A 15,750-nucleotide genomic window follows, 5' to 3' on the forward strand; every position below is an offset into this window, starting at 1 on the left:
CGGCAGCTCGAACCCTATGATCAACAGATTCTAGGCAACTGCTCTCCGGTCAGCCAGTCTACTATCCTGCGCCCACCGAAACGGGTCTGCATTTGCACGAAGCCGTGCGAGTCATCCAATACGGTGCCGATGCGCACCGCGTCTTTCCCCTGCGGGTGTTGGCGCATGGCGTGCAGCAACGGTTCAGCGTCGGCCTCGGAACAGATGGCGATCAACTTGCCTTCGTTGGCGATGTACAGCGGGTCGAGGCCGAGCAGTTCGCACGCGGCTTCGACCTGTGGTAGCACCGGGATCATGGCTTCGTCGAGGAGCATGCCAACCCCGGATTGACCGGCAATCTCGTTCAGCGTTGTCGCCAAGCCACCACGTGTCGGGTCGCGGAGCACGCGCAAACCGGGGGCGGTCGCGAGCATATGGGCAACCAGTTCGTGCAGGGCGATGCTGTCGGAGATGATCTCGGTGTCGAATTCCAGCGCCTCACGCTTGGACATGATTGCCACGCCGTGTTCGCCAATGCTCCCGGACAGCAAAATGGCATCGCCAGGGCGAGCACGATGGCCGCTGGTATTCACCCCGGCGGCGACCACGCCAATCCCGGTGGTACTGATGAATACGCCGTCGCCCTTGCCGCGCTCGACCACCTTGGTGTCGCCGGTGACGATGGGGACGCCCGCCTGACGGGAGGCACGGGCCATGGAGTCGACAATGCGTTTCAGGTCTGCGAGTGGGAAACCTTCCTCAATGATGAAGCTGGCGGCGAGGTACAGCGGTCGCGCACCGGTCATGGCGACGTCGTTGACGGTGCCATGCACGGACAGGCTGCCGATGTCGCCGCCGGGGAAGAATAGCGGCGAAACCACATGCGCGTCCGTCGCCATAACCATGCGCTCGCCGGGGGCGAGTTCGGGTGTGAAGACCGCGCCGTCGTTGCCCTCACGCAGCCAGGTGTTATCGAAGGCGGCGACGAACAGTTCTTCGATCAATTGCGCCGAAGCACGGCCGCCAGCGCCGTGACTCATGTCGATGCGTCCTTCTCGCAGGTTCAGGGGGCGGACATAGCCGCGCTTGACGGGGGAACCAGCGTTCATAAAGCCACTACCTCAATGTCTTTGTAGCGCCCGTAGGCGTAATGCGCGGCGCAGGCGCCTTCGTTGGACACCATGCACGAGCCCATTGGATTTTCGGGTGTGCACACGGTGCCGAACAGGCGGCAATCCGTGGGTTTTTTCTGCCCGCGGAGGATGGCGCCACATTCGCAGGCCTTGTGATCCGGCACCGCCTGGTACTCCAAGTCGAAGCGCACTTCGGCGTCGTAGCGGGCGAAGGCCGGACGAATGCGCAGGGCGCTGAGGGGGACTTCACCGAGCCCGCGCCATTCGAAGCTGGGGCGCAACTCGAAGACCTCATCCATCAGCGCCTGGGCGCCCGTATTGCCATAGCGTCCGACAGCGCGGATGAACTCGTTCTCGACTTCAGCCCGACCTTCATTGACCTGGCGCACCAGCATCAAGATCGCCTGCATCACGTCCAGCGGCTCGAAACCGGCGATGACCACTGGCTTGTGGTATTGGCGGGCGAAGGCTTCGTAAGGCGCCGAGCCGATGACGATGCTGACATGCGCCGGGCCGACAAAACCATCCAGTTCCACCGCCGACGCGGCGTCCTTTTCCGGCGCGGCGAGGATGTGCGAAATCGCAGCCGGAGTCAGGACATGGCAGCAGAGCACGCTGAAATTATCCAGGCCACGTGCCACCGCTTCGCGAATGATCAGTGCCGTGGGCGGTGTGGTGGTTTCGAAACCGATGGCGAAGAACACCACCTGCCGTTCCGGGTTCGCTTCGGCGATTTTCAGTGCATCCAGCGGCGAATAAATCATGCGGATATCGGCGCCGTGGGCCTTGGCGCGGAGCAAGGAAAGCCCTTCAGACGCGGGCACACGCAAGGTGTCGCCGTAGCTGCAAAGGATTGCTCCGTGTTCCAGGGCCAGCTTCACCGCCAGGTCGATACGTCCAATCGGCAGCACGCAGACCGGGCAGCCGGGGCCGTGGATCATGCGCACGTTGTCGGGCAGTAGCTCGCTGACGCCGTAGCGGGAAATCGCGTGGGTGTGGCCGCCGCAGAACTCCATAAACCGATAGGATCGGTCGGGATGGGCTTCTTCGCGGATGCGTGCGGCGATGCGTTGAGCCAGCTCGCCGTCGCGGTATTCGTCGATGTACTTCATGAGGCTTCCCGTTGCGTGCGGTTCAACTCGTCGAACATGTCCAGCGTGCGCTGGGCTTCTTCTGGATCAATCAGGCCCAGGGCATAGCCGACGTGGATAATCACGTAATCGCCGACCTGTGCCTCGGGCACCAGCGCTATAGAGATTTCTTTGCGGATGCCGCCGAGATCGACCAGTGCGGTGTCGCCACTGCGCAGTTCGACCACACGGGCGGGAATAGCTAGGCACATGACAGAGGTTCCTCCAGCGGCAACGCCGCTTGGCTTTCAAGTTCGGGCCAGTGGGCGGCGATCCAGCCTTGGCCGAGGGCCAGTCCGGCATCGCCGCAGGACACGCTCTGTGCGCTGAAGACCGGCACGCCGTGGGTGCCGAGCAGATGGCTGAGGCGCGTACTGAGCAGACGGTTGGCGAAGCAGCCACCGCCGAGCAGTACCGGCAGTTTTGCAGGCTGTTGCAGCACCCAGTCAGTCAGGGCCGCCGCGAGTGTCAGGTGGAACAGTGCGGCACCTTCGGCGCTACGGCCATGATCGGCCAAGTCGAATAGACGTGTGAGCAGCGGCCGTAGATCAAGCACGCCGTCAGCGCGGATGCGCCATAGGCCTTCGACCGTTGGCTCGGCATTCGCTGCCAGATAGTCGCTGGCCAGACGTTCCAGGGCGATGGCGGCTTCTGCCTCGGCTTGCTGGCGCACACTGATCCCGAGAATACCGGCGGCGGCATCGAACCAGCGTCCCGCGCCACTGCTGGGTGGGCAGTTGAGGTTACGGCGGAGCATGCCTGCAACGGTGCCAGCGCTTTGCTCGCCGACCAGCGCGCCGAGGCGAGTAATGATTTCTTCATTGCGGCCCAGTAGATGCAGCGCGGCTGCGGCCAGACGCCAAGGCTCACGGGCGGCGATGTCGCCGCCCGGCAGTGGCAGTGGCAGCAGATGCCCGAGTCGGCGCCAGGCGTGGGGCGCGACCCATAGCAACTCACCCCCCCAGGCGGCGCCGTCACTGCCGAGGCCGACGCCGTCCAGCGCCAGACCCAGCACCGGGCCGTCGAGCCCATGTTCGGCCATGAGTGCGCCGATATGCGCATGGTGGTGCTGGACCGCCAGCGCGGGCACGTCCAGCCGAGCGGCCAGGCTCACGGCCAGTTGGGAACTGTAGAAGTCCGGGTGCAGGTCATGGACGATTGCCTGCGGGGTAGCGTCGGCATGCGCGAGCAAACGCTCCAGCGAGGCTTCGAGGTCCAGACAACTTTGTGGATCGCCCAAATCGCCATGCACTGGGGACCACAGCACTTGATCGCGTTGCAGCAGACAGGCTGCGTTTTTCAGCCAGGCACCGCAGGCCAATACGGGCGGCCAGACGTTCGCGTTGGGGAGTTTTTGGCTATGCACGTCAGGCCCCCTTGGCCGGCGCTTTCAGCGCTGCCAGTTCGGCTTCGAGTGCGGCGATGCGTGCAGCCTTGCGGTCACTCTCCGGCGCACCCGCCAGTAGCCAGTCGAGCCAGGCGTCCAGGCCGGTGCCGTCACGGGCACTGAGCTGAATGATCTGCAACTGCGGATTGACCTGATGGGCATAGTCCAGGCAGCGCTGCACGTCGAAGTCCAGATGAGGCAGCAGGTCGATCTTGTTGAGGATCATCAGCTTTGCAGCGGCGAACATGTCCGGGTATTTGAGCGGCTTGTCCTCGCCCTCGGTGACTGACAGGATCGCCACTTTACCGGCCTCGCCGAGGTCCCAAAGTGCCGGGCACACCAGGTTGCCGACGTTCTCGATAAACAGAATGCCCGCCGGTTCGCCTGCGCCGTGTGCATGATGATCGTGGGCGGCGTGGTGATGATGGTGGTTGGAGAGCAGCGGGGCCTTTGGGTGGTGATGCTCATGCCCTGCGGCATGCAATGCGTCGTGCAGCGGCAGGCGCGCGTAAGCTTCGGTGATCATCCGTGCGTCCAGGTGGCAACCCTTGCCGGTGTTTATCTGGATCGCCGGCACCCCTGTTGCGCGGATGCGCTCGGCGTCGTTGCGGGTCTGCTGGTCGCCTTCAATCACCGCGATTGGCAACCCGGCTCGGCGCTCGCGCAGGGCGAGGAGGGTGGCACACAGCAGGGTGGTTTTGCCGGAGCCGGGGCTGGACACCAGATTGAGGGCCAGCACGCCGTGGGCGATGAAATTCTCTCGGTTGCGTGCGGCGTGGCGGTCGTTCTCGCCGAGCACATCTTGCTCGATGCGGATCGTCCTTGCCTGGCTCAGGCCGGGCACCGAGACCCGCGCTTCGCCCGCGCCGTAATGCAGATCGCCCGTGGCGTCGACCCGCGCTTCGCTATCGGTGGTTGACTCGTTGCTTGGGTGTTGCTCGTGTGAATGGCCGGTACCGCAGCCGCAAACGACGCACATGGCGTTCCTCCAGATTTCAAATCAGAAATCAACTATCAGTGATCCTCGACCTGCAGGTCGAGGATGCGTAATTCGGTGCCGCCGGTAGGTTGCAGCCAGAAACCGCCGCAGGTCGGGCACGGTGCGCCGCGCTCGACTAATGGCACAGTGGCGGCGCAGTCCAGGCACCAGGCCTGTCCGTGCGGTTCTTCGATGTCGATCTGCGCACCGGCCAGCAAGGTGCCCGGTGCCAGCGCTTCCAAGGCGAAACGCAGCGCGTGTACCTCGACCCCTGCCAACTTTCCGGCTTCCAGGCGCAAACGGCTGACGCGCACGAACGGATCAGCGGCAGCCGCTGCTTCCACGGCGCTGAGAATTCCGCCCGCCAGACTCAGTTCATGCATGGCTTGATTGTCCTTGGTGGTTGTCTTTGTCTGTTTCCAGCGTAAAAGCGATGCAGGGATCGAAGGCTGCCATCAACAGTTCAGCCTGGCGCTGGCTGCGTGGATCGGCGCTCGGCAGCGATGACAGCGCCAGGGCCAGAGCACCCTGCGGATGAAGGTTCCACTCGGTGGGGGCGACGATCTGATAGTCGGCTATCTGCACGGTGCCGCCGCTGCGTTCCAGACATACCCGATGCAGCAACAGACCGCGAGCGGTTTCGCTCCAGGCCAGGGCTTCGTTCTGACCCAACGCTATCACCCCAAGCGCCGGTGGGCGGGCATCGGGCAGTGACAGTCGTGCCAATTCGGCGACCCGCGCCCCCAACCTCAGCCAGGCGCTGGTGTAGCGTTCCGGATGTGTTTCGCCGAACCGGGTCCAACTGCCGGTTTCGCACGGCTGTCCATTCAGCTCAGGGCGCAGGGCAAAGTCGGTGGAACGGCGCAGGTGATCTGCCACGGCGTGCAGCGCCGGGGTATCGGTGATCAGTTGCAGTGCATGCACCGGCAATTGCAGGGCGTCTGCGTCTCTGCGGCAGTTGGCAAGTATGCGGCTCAGCCAGTGTTCGTTGCGCTGGGTCCATTCCAGCAACGCGTGATGAGGGTCGTCTTCCCACTGCTGTAGCCAGACGCGTACCGGGCCGCCAAGCCAGAAAGTCATGGCCGCTTCGGGTGCCTGATCCCACGCGCGCATTTCCCCTGGAGAGGGGCGCGGAGCGCCTGGGTCGAGTAGCGGCGGCCAGTCCAGCAAGACGCGTCGCAAGTGTTCACGGCGAGTTTCGGCCAGCAACGCCTGGCTGGCGGCCACGAGGGTGTTCGTCTGGCCCTGCAGTGCTGCGCGGATGGCCAGTTGTGCAGTCAAACGATGGGCCTGACCGCACAGGCTGTAGAGCAGGGGCAGTCGTTGCGCGGCGGCCTCGGGTGGCTGGCCTCGCAATAGCCGAGCCGCCAGTAATGGCCGACCGCCAATGATCGCCGGTTGCTGACCGGGACGCACTCTCAGCGATCCACCGAGTGGCGACAAACTGCTTGAGGCATTCATTCCGAGGCACCAGGCCGACGCCCGAACAGCAGGGCGCGACGACTGAGCGCCGGGTATTGCGGCTCTTCCTCTTTGGGGGTGTCGCGCAACAGGCTGAGCACCTGTTCGGCGGTAGCGCGGGCCGCCGCTTGATCGGCGAACTCGAACATCGGGGAAAACAACGAACAGCTTTGGTAAACGCCGAACGCCTCGTCGACTGCGCCTATGAATGTCAGACGCTGGCCACCGAAAAAATGCTCTCGGGAGGCACCTTGGGCCAGCGGTGCACTCAAGGCGGGCGCGAGCCACATCAGGTTCATGAACCAGGGCGTGATCAGAATGCCGAGTACGCCAGAGGTCGCATCTTCACCCGCAATCTGCACGGCGAAGCCTACCGCCTCGACGTCCAGCCTTGGGTTGAGAAAGGGCAGGCCGCGCATGCGGGTGTCGGCGATGTCTCTGAAGTGGGCAGCCAGCGCCTCACCCCGCAGGGTCGGGGAGGGTGGCGATTCAGACTGTGTCATTGATCACCATGAACTGCTCGGCGGCACCATCGCAGTTCGGGCAGCACCAATGGTCCGGCAGCGCTGAAAACGGCGTGCCGGGCTCGATTTGCCAGACCGGGTCGCCCTCGCTCGGGTCGTACACCCACCAGCAGATTTTGCACTCCAGACGGGTGGTATCGCTGATGCGCGCGGAGTCGCCCCTGTAGCTGCCTTCGAAGCTGGGTCTGTCGGTCATGTTACTGCCCTTCGAACCATTGGATGACATCCTCGAAGCGTTCCAGCGAATCGCTGAGGTCTTCCGGCGCAGCACAAATCACTTCTGGCAAGTCGGTGATCTCGATGGTGTCGAGGATTTGCGCGTCCTGGGAATTGAAGTAGGTGACGCGCCAGCAATTGTGCACCAGTGTGCTGCTGATCCGGCAATTGCCGTAACCGCGAGCCAGTGCCCGCACCGGGCCGACCGGCAAATAAGCGTCGAGGAAGGCAATGTCTTGTTCGGACAGCGGCAGCAGTGTCAGGTTGATCACGTGCGCGGGGCTACCGGTTTGCCAGTGCCGGGTCTGGTCTTCCACCTCGGTGAGAATCGCCGGAGCGTTCATCACGCCAGGCGGTAGTTGTGACGGCAGGTCAAACGCGGCTGGTCGGGCCGCGGCATGGGCGGTAGTGCGCAGTTGCACAGGTGCGGCGCCGACTTCGACATAGTCGTGGCCCTCACCGTAAATTCGCCAGACCCCGGCGAAGATCGATTCCTGGATGCGCAACGGGGTTTGCACGACAACGCGTACGCTGACTTCGCCCTCACCGAGCAGTTGATCGAGCAGCGTGCGGTCGCCGGCTTCAAGTCCGCTGAGGTCGAGGCTCCGGGTCACTTCACCGCGATTGCAGGTGTGGAGCATTTGCAGCAGGTCCTGCAAGGCTTGGCGGGCGCCTGGCAGCGTGTCCAATTCTTCCGGTTCGGGCAGTATCGGGGCGCTGTGGGTGTACATACCTTGCGGCATGCTGATGTATTCGAGGACCTCGTCTTCCACTTGAGAGCCTGGGCCTAGATCGACCACCGGGATGTACATTTGCGGGGCCATGGGCGTTCCTCTGTTCACTGGCAGCCGCCGGTAGCGCCGCTGGGCGTTTCGGCGAACAAGGGGATGCGGGCGTTGCTCAGGTTCAAGGCCTTGTCGGCCAGGCTGAGGTATTCGTCCCAGTCATGCATGCCGTCGATGGTGGTGACGTAGCCACCGTCGCGCAGCCAGACTAGGGTTGGCCAGCGACGCAGGGCAAAGCGTGCCGCGATGGCTTCTTCCTCGGCGCGATGAACCACGCCCAACCGCAGGGTGCAGCCATGGCGCCTGGCAACTTCCTGGCGCAGTTCGGGCAACACCACCGCCACATCCAGGGATTCAGGGTGGCGCACCGGGTCACCGCACAGCAGTAACAGACAGTCACCGCTTTCAGCGAGCCAGGCGTCGAGGTTGTCGCTGCCAATCCAGGTGGCATCGAATTGCTCTACCAGACGGGTGATCAGTGGCGGGATAGCAGGGGTGGCGGGAATGGGCGCCATGAAGGCGGCGGATTCACTCATATGGGTTCCTTGAGGTTAGGCCGCGTACGCGCAGCAACGGGTGGCATCTGGCCCAGCAGGGCGGCGAGCTGTTCGGCGTTCATCGCGGAGGGCAGACTGAAACCGGGCGCGCTGTCGGGTGTTGGCGGGGTGCCGTACAGCGCGGCTTCGAGCATGGCGAGGGTCGAGTCGATCTCCGCTGCCCGTCGTGCATCGAGGTGTTCGCGCGCTGCGTCGAGGAAGATCAGCAACCAGTCACCGACGGTGCAGGTATCGACCAATACCGTATCGATGAGCCGTTCCTCGCCGTGGCGGTCACGGCACAGCGCTGAGCCAGGGTTTACGGCAACCACTTGCATGGGCAGTCCGATGCACATATCAGGCGCGCCTGGCGAGGATGCGTTCGTCACCGATCCGGCAGGCGGTCTGCGCGGATGGACGCTCGCCTTCGTAGCGTTGCAATTCCAGGTGCGGCAGGGTCACAGCGTCGTCCCCGTTAAGCGGCGAAGCACGTTTGCGCGGCTCGGCACCCCAGGTTTCAAGCACCCGAACGGCTTCGTCCAGCGCGCCTTCCATGGCTGCCTTGACGCTGGGTCGTAAGCTGCCGCCATAGTCCATCATCTGCTCTGGCTGGCAACCAATCAGCAGGACTCGTTGAGGATAGTGAGCAGTCAGTTGGGCCAGCATCAGCACTTCCTGAAAGCCGGTCTGGTGCAGACTGAGCTTTTTGATCCCGAGAAACTTGGGCACTTCGTCATCGGCGATGAATTTCAATTCACCGGGGGCGAGGTTGTAGTCGACGGCGTCGAAAATCAGCAGGTAATCGGCTTCCTGTACATGCTGGATCAGGTACAGACCCTGGGTTCCGCCATCGATCAGCGCGACGTTGTCGGCGAACTCATAGCGTTGTTGCAAGGCCTCGACACAGCGCACGCCGAAGCCTTCGTCGGCCCACAGCAGGTTGCCGATTCCCAATACGGTGATGCGCGGACGGGGCGATTCTGAGGTGATCATGTGCGACTCTGTCGGTGTGTTCATTTTTTGAAGGTCTTGTAGCCGGAGATCATCCCGCCTATTAGGCTGAGGCGACCGTTGATTTCTTCGCGCACAGCGGCGTACACATGCAGGATGATGAACACCACGATGACCCAAATGCCCACGTGATGCAGGGTGTGGACTTGTTGGGATTGCCCGAGCAATGGCAGTACCCAGCCGAACATCCGTTCCTGCCATGAGCCCATTTGCGAGCCTTCGCCGTAGAGGGCGAAACCGGTCAGTACCATGAACAGCGAGCTCAGCAGGAAGACGAAAAACATTGCAAAGCGCGACAGTGGGTTGTGCCCGAATGTGGGCTCCGGCGTAGGGCCAATGAACAGGTAATAGCGCAGCCAACTGAGGAAATCGGTCCAGTAGGCTTTGCTCAACACCGGAACCGAGAACAGCTCGCGGGCGTGATGGTTGCCCACCAGCGCCCAATAGGCGCGGCCCAGGATGCCAATGGCAAACACATACCCTGCGCTGAAGTGCGCAAAACGGATGTAGCCCATCAGGAAGTGTGCGCTGGCCTCGCCTGGCTGGGTAGCCAATGGGGAGCCGATCAAGTACCCGGTTACCGCCAGTACCAGAATGCAGGCGGCGTTGATCCAATGCCACAGGCGCACCGGTGCCTCGTAAACGTACTCCGGCAGGCCCATGGGTGTTTCGGTCTGGAGGGTCATATCTTCACCTTTGGAAGGGCAGGTGCCTTTTCGCACCTGCCGGATGCCTTGATTACTCAGCTCACCTTGACGGTGCTCAGCTCTGCGCCGTCCTCGCTCATCACGTGGGTCGCGCAGGCCATGCAAGGGTCGAAGGAGTGCAGGGTGCGCAGGATTTCCACTGGCTGATCGGGAATGGCCACGGGGGTGTTCATCAAGGCGGCTTCGAAAGCCCCGATCTGTCCCTTGGCGTCACGCGGGCTGCCGTTCCAGGTGCTCGGCACGACGCACTGGTAGTTTTCGATGCGACCGTCCTTGATGCGTATCCAGTGGCCCAGCGCGCCACGCGGTGCGGCGACGATGCCGACACCTTTGGCTTCGGACGGCCAGGTGGCAGGGTCCCATTTCTCGACGTTGGCGGTGGAACGGTCGCCGTTGCGGATGTTGGTCATCAGCTCGTTCCAGTCGTCGACCATCATCTCCGCGCAGTATTCGGCCTCCAGCGCGCGGGTCAGGGTGCGGCCGATGGTACTCGGCAACAATATCTTGGCGCTGTAGTCGGTCTCAGGCATGCCGAGGGTCTTGGGCAGGCTGTGGTTGACCGCCTGCAACGCGCCCTCAAGTTGCTCTTTGACTCGCTGACAGTGCGGGTTGCCTTTGAGTGCGTGGGCATACCCAAGGATGTAGCGAGCCAGTGGCCCGACCTCCATGGCATGCCCACGCCAGCGAGGCGATTTGACCCAAGAGTATTTCGCGCTTTCGTCGACTTCTTCGATGGCGGTGCGAGTGCCCTTGGTCTTCGCACCCAACTCGTAATTGGCCTCGGTGATGCCGTCCCACGGGTGCAGGCCTTTATCGTTGTCCGGGTAGTTGTACCAAGAGTGGGTGACGAACTCCTGCACTTGCTCCGGATCGCGAGGATCAACCGGAAGGATCTCGTCCCAGTTGCCATTGAGAATCGCGCCGCCCGGCAACTGGTTGGTACTGTCGTCGTAATTGACCTTGGCGTAAGTGCCATAGTCCATCACGTTGGTCGCGGCCAGACCGCCGCCATGCAGCCAGCCTTTCTGTTTGTAGATGGTGCCGATGGCCAGCACGTCCGGTACATAAACGTTGCGGCAGAAGGTCAGCGCTTCATCGATGCGGGCGCGGACGAAGTTCAGCCGTTCCATGTTCAGCGGGGCACCGGCGGCTAGATCGCCGTCGATATTGATCGCGCAGGGCACGCCGCCCACCAGGTAGTTCGGGTGCGGGTTCTTGCCACCGAAAATGGTGTGGATCTTCACCCATTCTTTTTGCAGGTCGAGGGCTTCGAGGTAATGGGTGACCGCCATCAGGTTGGCTTCCGGCGGCAATTGGTAGGCAGGGTTGCCCCAATAGCCATTCATGAACGGCCCGAGTTGGCCGCTTTCGAAAAACTTCTTCAGCCGATTCTGTACGTCGCGGAAATAGCCGGGCGACGACAACGGGTGAGACGGCGAGACCTGTTGCTGCAATTCCGAAGTACGCTTGGGGTCCGCCTTGAGTGCGGACACCACGTCAACCCAATCCAGCGCATGCAGGTGATAGAAGTGCACTGCGTGGTCGTGGATCTGCAGGGTCTTGGCCATCATTTCGCGTATCAGGTGCGCGTTCGGCGGAATGCGGATGCCCAGTGCATCTTCGACTGAACGTACCGAGGCCAGCGCGTGGCAGCCGGTGCACACGCCGCAGATGCGCTCGACGAACGCCCAGGCGTCACGCGGGTCGCGGCCCTTGAGAATGACTTCGAGGCCGCGCCACATGGTGCCGGTGGAGACCGCGTTGCGAATGATGTTGTTGGCGTCGAGGTTGACCTCTACGCGCATATGGCCTTCGATGCGAGTGACAGGGTCAACGACGATGCGTCGGCCAGTGTTGTTCAGGTCGAAACCCTGGGTCGAATAGTTGCTCATCGATGGTTATTCCTGTCTTGTCGCTGGGGCGTCATGCGGTGCAGTGGGCGTTTTGCCGTTGCTGGCGCGTTTGAGGGCGGTCACTGCGGCATGGGCAGTGACCGCAGCGCCGACCGTGACACCTGCGGCAAGACCGATTTGATCGGCATTGGCCTCCACACCAAAGGCGTTGACGTCAGTCAGGTGTTGGTAGAACGAACCTTTGTCCCAGAACCCTTCCTCGGAACAGCCAATACAGCCGTGCCCGGATTGAATCGGGAAGCTGGTGCCGCCATTCCAGCGCACGGTCGAGCAGGCGTTGTAGGTGGTCGGGCCCTTGCAGCCTACTTTGTAAAGGCAGTAGCCCTTGCGTGCGGCATCATCGTCCCAGGCCTCGACGAACTGGCCGGCGTCGAAGTTCGGACGGCGATAGCACTTGTCGTGGATACGCTGGCTGTAAAACATTTTCGGCCGACCCTGACGGTCCAGTTCAGGCAAACGGTCGAAGGTCAGCATGTAGGTGATCACCCCGGTCATGACTTCGGCGATCGGCGGGCAACCCGGCACTTTGATAATCGGTTTGTCGGTGATGACCTTGTGGATCGGCACCGCTTGGGTCGGGTTGGGTTTGGCCGCTTGCACGCAGCCCCAACTGGCGCAGGAGCCCCAGGAAATGATCGCCTTGGCATCGCGGGAAACGCGCTTCAATTGTTCGATGAACGGCTTGCCACCGATGATGCAGCTCATGCCGTCCTGATTCAGCGGCGGGTTGCCCTCAACGGCGAGGATGTAGTTGCCTTTGTATTTGGTCATGACCTCGTCGAGGATGGCTTCGGCCTGGTGCCCGGCCGCAGCCATCAGGGTGTCGTCGTAATCCAGGGAGATCATCGACAGCACCACGTCCTTGGCCAGCGGGTGCGCGGAGCGGATGAACGACTCGGAACAACAGGTGCATTCCAGGCCATGCAGCCAGAGCACCGGCGTGCGCGGCTTGTTCTCCATCGCCCAGGCGATTTTGGGCATGAACGCCGGGCCGAGCCCCAGTGACGTCGCGGTTAGGGAGCAGAACTTGAGAAAGCTCCGACGTGAGATGCCCTGTCTGCGCATCACTTCATAAAATGTTTCGGTCACCTGTTTTCTCCTCCCCAGGAATATTCTTCGAGTGGGGTTGCACGCCACGTACTGAAAGTAATGCCTGGTAACTACAAGACCTGTGCCATTTCGTCGCGGTCTTGCCGGATAGCGCTTAATTTCATGTATGCGGTTGTTTTTTAAGGAGTTTTTAATCGTATTCGAGCGTTGCGCTTTAGGGTCGAACGCGCAGTAGTGGATACTTGGTTTCCACTGGTCTTCTTTACTGGTAACGGGCTGATCGGTGAGGGCAGCGCTGTCGCTCAGCCAACGCTGCCCCGAAGGCTCCGACCTGTTTGTCAGGCGGGGACCCGCTTTAAGCCGCAGGGTAGTCGAGGTCCAGCCGGTCGTAGCCTTTAAGACGGTAGAACAGCAGGGAGAGGGTCCACGTGAGGATGAAGAGCCCGATGATCAGGTAGCCGATCAAGCCGAAGTCGTCGTTCAGGGACGCGATAACGTCCCATGCGCCACCTTCCAGACCCAGGCGCGAGGCAATCAGGTGCAGCACTTCCAGGCCACCCACCAGCAGCGCCACCAACACCGAGACCGAGGTGATGGTCAGGTTGTAGTAGAGCTTGCGCGCAGGTTTGATCAGCGCCCAGTGGTAGGCGCCGGTCATCATCACGCTGTCGGCGGTATCGACCAGCGCCATGCCAGCGGTGAACAGCGCGGGGAAGACCAGGATCGACCAGATGGGCAAGTCCTGCGAAGCCTGTGCCGCTGAAATGCCCAGCAAACCTATTTCCGTGGCGGTATCGAAGCCCAGGCCAAACAGAAAGCCTAGTGGGTAAAGGTGCCAGCTGCGGCTGATCAGGCCGAACAGTGGGCGTACCAGTCGCGCAATCAGGCCGCCGCCCGCCAGCATTGCATTCATCTCTTGTTCGCCGACCCGCTCGCCGCGCCGAACCCGGCGAAAAGCCAGGTACACCGAGCGCAGGATGATCAGGTTTATCAGCGCCACCAATAGAAGGAAGACGGCGGAAACCGAGGTGCCAATCAGGCCACCGATACCGTGGAACGCCTCAATGTCCGCCTTGAACGTCGAGGCGGTCAAGGCGATGACCAAGGTCGCGAGGATCACGATGGTGCTGTGTCCCAAGGAAAAGAACAGGCCCACGGTGGCGGTCTGTTGACCCTCTTGAATCAGCTTGCGAGTGACATTATCGATGGCGGCGATATGGTCCGCATCGACGGCATGACGCAGGCCGAAGCTGTAGGCGAGGAACGCGGTGCCGAGCAGCAACGGGTAGTCGCGGAAGGCAATGAAGGCCCAGAGCCAGGCCATAAGATTGACGGCGAGCAGGCCACCGAAAATCATCACCACGTGGCGCTTGAAGATCAAAGGTGCCGCGCTTTTGGCGGTTCCGGCGGCGTTGGATACAGGCATGGGTACTCCGCAAGGAAGGGGGGCTGGCTGGAAATCAAAGAGAATGTCATACAAACCCTGTGCCAGCCCTGTTCGAACGCGCTGCAGCCGTGTTTGTGTGCCGTGCGCTGGACACTGTTCTTGCACTGTTCGTGGGTAAACGGATACTCGCTTTGCAGTGGCGCTAGGCGCGTCTGCGCTTAGTCAGCGGACTGGCTGGGGATGATCAGGGTGAACTCGGCCCCGCCTTTAGGATGATTGCCTGCGATCAGACGGCCACCGCAGCGTTCGACAATGCTGTAGCTGATCGACAGCCCCAGGCCTGTGCCCTTGCCAACCGGTTTGGTGCTGAAGAAGGGGTCGAACACTTGGGTCAGATGTTCTGCGGCAATGCCGCTGCCGTTGTCGCGCAGGCGCAGGGTGACCCAGCCGGGTTCCTGTTCGACGCTTATCCACACTTCCGGTGTTTCGCGCTCGGCAGCCTGGGCGGCGTCGTAGGCGTTTTGCATCAGGTTCATCAGCACTTGCAGCAACTGCCCGCTGTTGCCGTGCACACAAGGTGCACCTTCGGGGTGCCAGTGCACGCGCAGATCTGGTGCGATGCCGCGGGTGATCCAGTGAATGGCCCGCTCGATTACTTCGTTCAGCGCAACCTCGCCCAGCGTCTCGCGATCCACCGCCGAAAAGCGCTTCAGCGCGCTGACAATGTCGGCGGTCCGTTGCGCGCCTTCCAGCGTACCTTCGATCAGCGACGGCAGGTCGGCCAGCAGTGGGTCAATGCGCAACTGTCGGCGCAGGGCTTCACGTATCTCCCGTGGTTCGTCGGCGTTGACCGCCTCCAGATACTGCTCAAGACGCTCTCGGTAACCCCCCAGAACATGGGCATTGGCGAGTACGAAGCTGATTGGGTTGTTCAGTTCGTGGGCGACCCCGGCGACCAACCGACCGAGGGAGGCCATTTTCTCCGCATGCAGCAGTTGTTGCTGGGTGCGCTTAAGGGCTTCGTGGGCTTCGTGCAACTGGCGGTAGGCGTGTTTCAGCTCACCCAGCGGGCGCCCCACCAGCACGTGACCGATGCAGCGTCCGTTGCCAGTACTGCGCACGGTGCAGCTGATGTCTACGGGGAGCGGCGCGCCGAGGGCGTCCTTGAAATTCAGTTCGAGGCTGGCGCTGGCATTGGGTCTGCGCAACCCGGCCAATGTCTCGCGCAGCTGTTCGTCACTTCGCGCGTCGGCCAGCAAGGCATAGACCGGGCTGCCGAGCAGTGTCTGTTCGTCGCGTCCTACCAGTGTGCGCAGGGCATTGTTGGATTCTTCGATGCGTCCGTCCGGGTCGCAGGCCAGTAGCACGTCGGACATGGACGACAGCAGCCCGGCGATGAACTGCTGCGACTGTTCCAGCTCGGCATTCTTTTCTTCCAGGGCGATTTCGTCCTGCACCAGCTGTGAATAGACTTCATCCATCTTGCCGATTACTTCCAGCCAGGCGTCCTCGTCGAGGTTGCCGGGCGCTGCTTTGCGCGCCATGACGTTCT

18 protein-coding genes are annotated in these 15,750 nt (G+C 62.2%); all 18 read right to left on the bottom strand.

Annotation, left to right across the window (positions count from 1 at the left end; translation table 11 throughout):
• Positions 1 to 20 precede the first annotated feature (20 nt).
• The 18 genes from hypE to QN399_RS09250 all read right to left on the bottom strand — a co-directional run bounded on the left by hypE (position 21) and on the right by QN399_RS09250 (position 15,742).
• The gene (gene hypE, locus QN399_RS09165) at positions 21 to 1,088 is read right to left on the bottom strand and encodes a hydrogenase expression/formation protein HypE (protein ID WP_322178536.1); all 1,068 of its coding nucleotides are present in this window, start codon (positions 1,086 to 1,088) and stop codon (positions 21 to 23) included.
• A complete protein-coding gene (gene hypD / locus QN399_RS09170; protein ID WP_330200862.1) occupies positions 1,085 to 2,224 on the bottom strand; it encodes a hydrogenase formation protein HypD in 1,140 nt (379 codons plus the stop codon). Before hypD ends, hypE begins: the two co-directional genes overlap by 4 nt.
• Positions 2,221 to 2,454 carry a HypC/HybG/HupF family hydrogenase formation chaperone gene (locus tag QN399_RS09175; RefSeq protein ID WP_322178538.1) on the bottom strand — a complete coding sequence of 78 codons (234 nt, stop codon included), beginning with the start codon at positions 2,452 to 2,454 and terminating at the stop codon, positions 2,221 to 2,223. Before QN399_RS09175 ends, hypD begins: the two co-directional genes overlap by 4 nt.
• Positions 2,445 to 3,608 (bottom strand): carbamoyltransferase HypF, encoded by a 1,164-nt coding sequence (locus QN399_RS09180; RefSeq protein ID WP_322178539.1) that lies wholly within the window; start codon positions 3,606 to 3,608, stop codon positions 2,445 to 2,447. Before QN399_RS09180 ends, QN399_RS09175 begins: the two co-directional genes overlap by 10 nt.
• A gap of 1 nt (position 3,609) precedes the next feature.
• Complete coding sequence (gene hypB / locus QN399_RS09185) at positions 3,610 to 4,608, bottom strand: hydrogenase nickel incorporation protein HypB (RefSeq protein WP_322178540.1); 999 nt, start codon at positions 4,606 to 4,608, stop codon at positions 3,610 to 3,612.
• A gap of 35 nt (positions 4,609 to 4,643) precedes the next feature.
• Entirely contained in the window at positions 4,644 to 4,991 is a 348-nt protein-coding gene (locus tag QN399_RS09190; protein ID WP_219063229.1) for a hydrogenase maturation nickel metallochaperone HypA, read from the bottom strand.
• Positions 4,984 to 6,069, bottom strand: a complete 1,086-nt coding sequence (locus QN399_RS09195; protein WP_322178541.1) for a nickel-dependent hydrogenase large subunit — start codon at positions 6,067 to 6,069, stop codon at positions 4,984 to 4,986. The genes QN399_RS09190 and QN399_RS09195 overlap by 8 nt, the downstream gene beginning before the upstream one ends.
• Positions 6,066 to 6,572 (bottom strand): [NiFe]-hydrogenase assembly chaperone HybE, encoded by a 507-nt coding sequence (hybE, locus tag QN399_RS09200; protein ID WP_322178542.1) that lies wholly within the window; start codon positions 6,570 to 6,572, stop codon positions 6,066 to 6,068. The genes QN399_RS09195 and hybE overlap by 4 nt, the downstream gene beginning before the upstream one ends.
• The gene (locus tag QN399_RS09205) at positions 6,559 to 6,789 is read right to left on the bottom strand and encodes a rubredoxin (protein ID WP_322178543.1); all 231 of its coding nucleotides are present in this window, start codon (positions 6,787 to 6,789) and stop codon (positions 6,559 to 6,561) included. The genes hybE and QN399_RS09205 overlap by 14 nt, the downstream gene beginning before the upstream one ends.
• 1 nt (position 6,790) lies before the next feature.
• Positions 6,791 to 7,633, bottom strand: a complete 843-nt coding sequence (locus QN399_RS09210; RefSeq protein ID WP_322178544.1) for a hydrogenase expression/formation protein — start codon at positions 7,631 to 7,633, stop codon at positions 6,791 to 6,793.
• Between the two features lie 14 nt (positions 7,634 to 7,647).
• Positions 7,648 to 8,130 carry a hydrogenase gene (locus QN399_RS09215; protein ID WP_322178545.1) on the bottom strand — a complete coding sequence of 161 codons (483 nt, stop codon included), beginning with the start codon at positions 8,128 to 8,130 and terminating at the stop codon, positions 7,648 to 7,650.
• Positions 8,127 to 8,486, bottom strand: a complete 360-nt coding sequence (gene hypC, locus QN399_RS09220) for a HypC/HybG/HupF family hydrogenase formation chaperone (protein ID WP_330200863.1) — start codon at positions 8,484 to 8,486, stop codon at positions 8,127 to 8,129. The genes QN399_RS09215 and hypC overlap by 4 nt, the downstream gene beginning before the upstream one ends.
• A 1-nt stretch (position 8,487) precedes the next feature.
• Positions 8,488 to 9,123: a HyaD/HybD family hydrogenase maturation endopeptidase gene (locus QN399_RS09225; protein WP_322217045.1), complete on the bottom strand. Its 636-nt coding sequence runs from the start codon at positions 9,121 to 9,123 to the stop codon at positions 8,488 to 8,490.
• Positions 9,124 to 9,143: 20 nt separating this feature from the next.
• Entirely contained in the window at positions 9,144 to 9,827 is a 684-nt protein-coding gene (cybH, locus tag QN399_RS09230) for a Ni/Fe-hydrogenase, b-type cytochrome subunit (protein ID WP_330200864.1), read from the bottom strand.
• A 56-nt stretch (positions 9,828 to 9,883) separates the two neighbouring features.
• Positions 9,884 to 11,740, bottom strand: coding sequence for a nickel-dependent hydrogenase large subunit (locus QN399_RS09235; protein ID WP_219063220.1), 1,857 nt, complete (start codon positions 11,738 to 11,740; stop codon positions 9,884 to 9,886).
• 6 nt (positions 11,741 to 11,746) lie between these two features.
• On the bottom strand, positions 11,747 to 12,850 hold the full coding sequence (locus QN399_RS09240; RefSeq protein WP_257604422.1) for a hydrogenase small subunit: 1,104 nt from the start codon (positions 12,848 to 12,850) through the stop codon (positions 11,747 to 11,749).
• A gap of 316 nt (positions 12,851 to 13,166) precedes the next feature.
• Entirely contained in the window at positions 13,167 to 14,237 is a 1,071-nt protein-coding gene (locus QN399_RS09245) for a HoxN/HupN/NixA family nickel/cobalt transporter (protein ID WP_322178549.1), read from the bottom strand.
• A gap of 179 nt (positions 14,238 to 14,416) precedes the next feature.
• A complete protein-coding gene (locus QN399_RS09250) occupies positions 14,417 to 15,742 on the bottom strand; it encodes an ATP-binding protein (protein ID WP_330200865.1) in 1,326 nt (441 codons plus the stop codon).
• Between the last annotated feature and the right edge of the window lie 8 nt (positions 15,743 to 15,750).

The sequence above is a fragment of the Pseudomonas sp. 10C3 genome (assembly GCF_036346185.1).
Lineage (GTDB): Bacteria > Pseudomonadota > Gammaproteobacteria > Pseudomonadales > Pseudomonadaceae > Aquipseudomonas.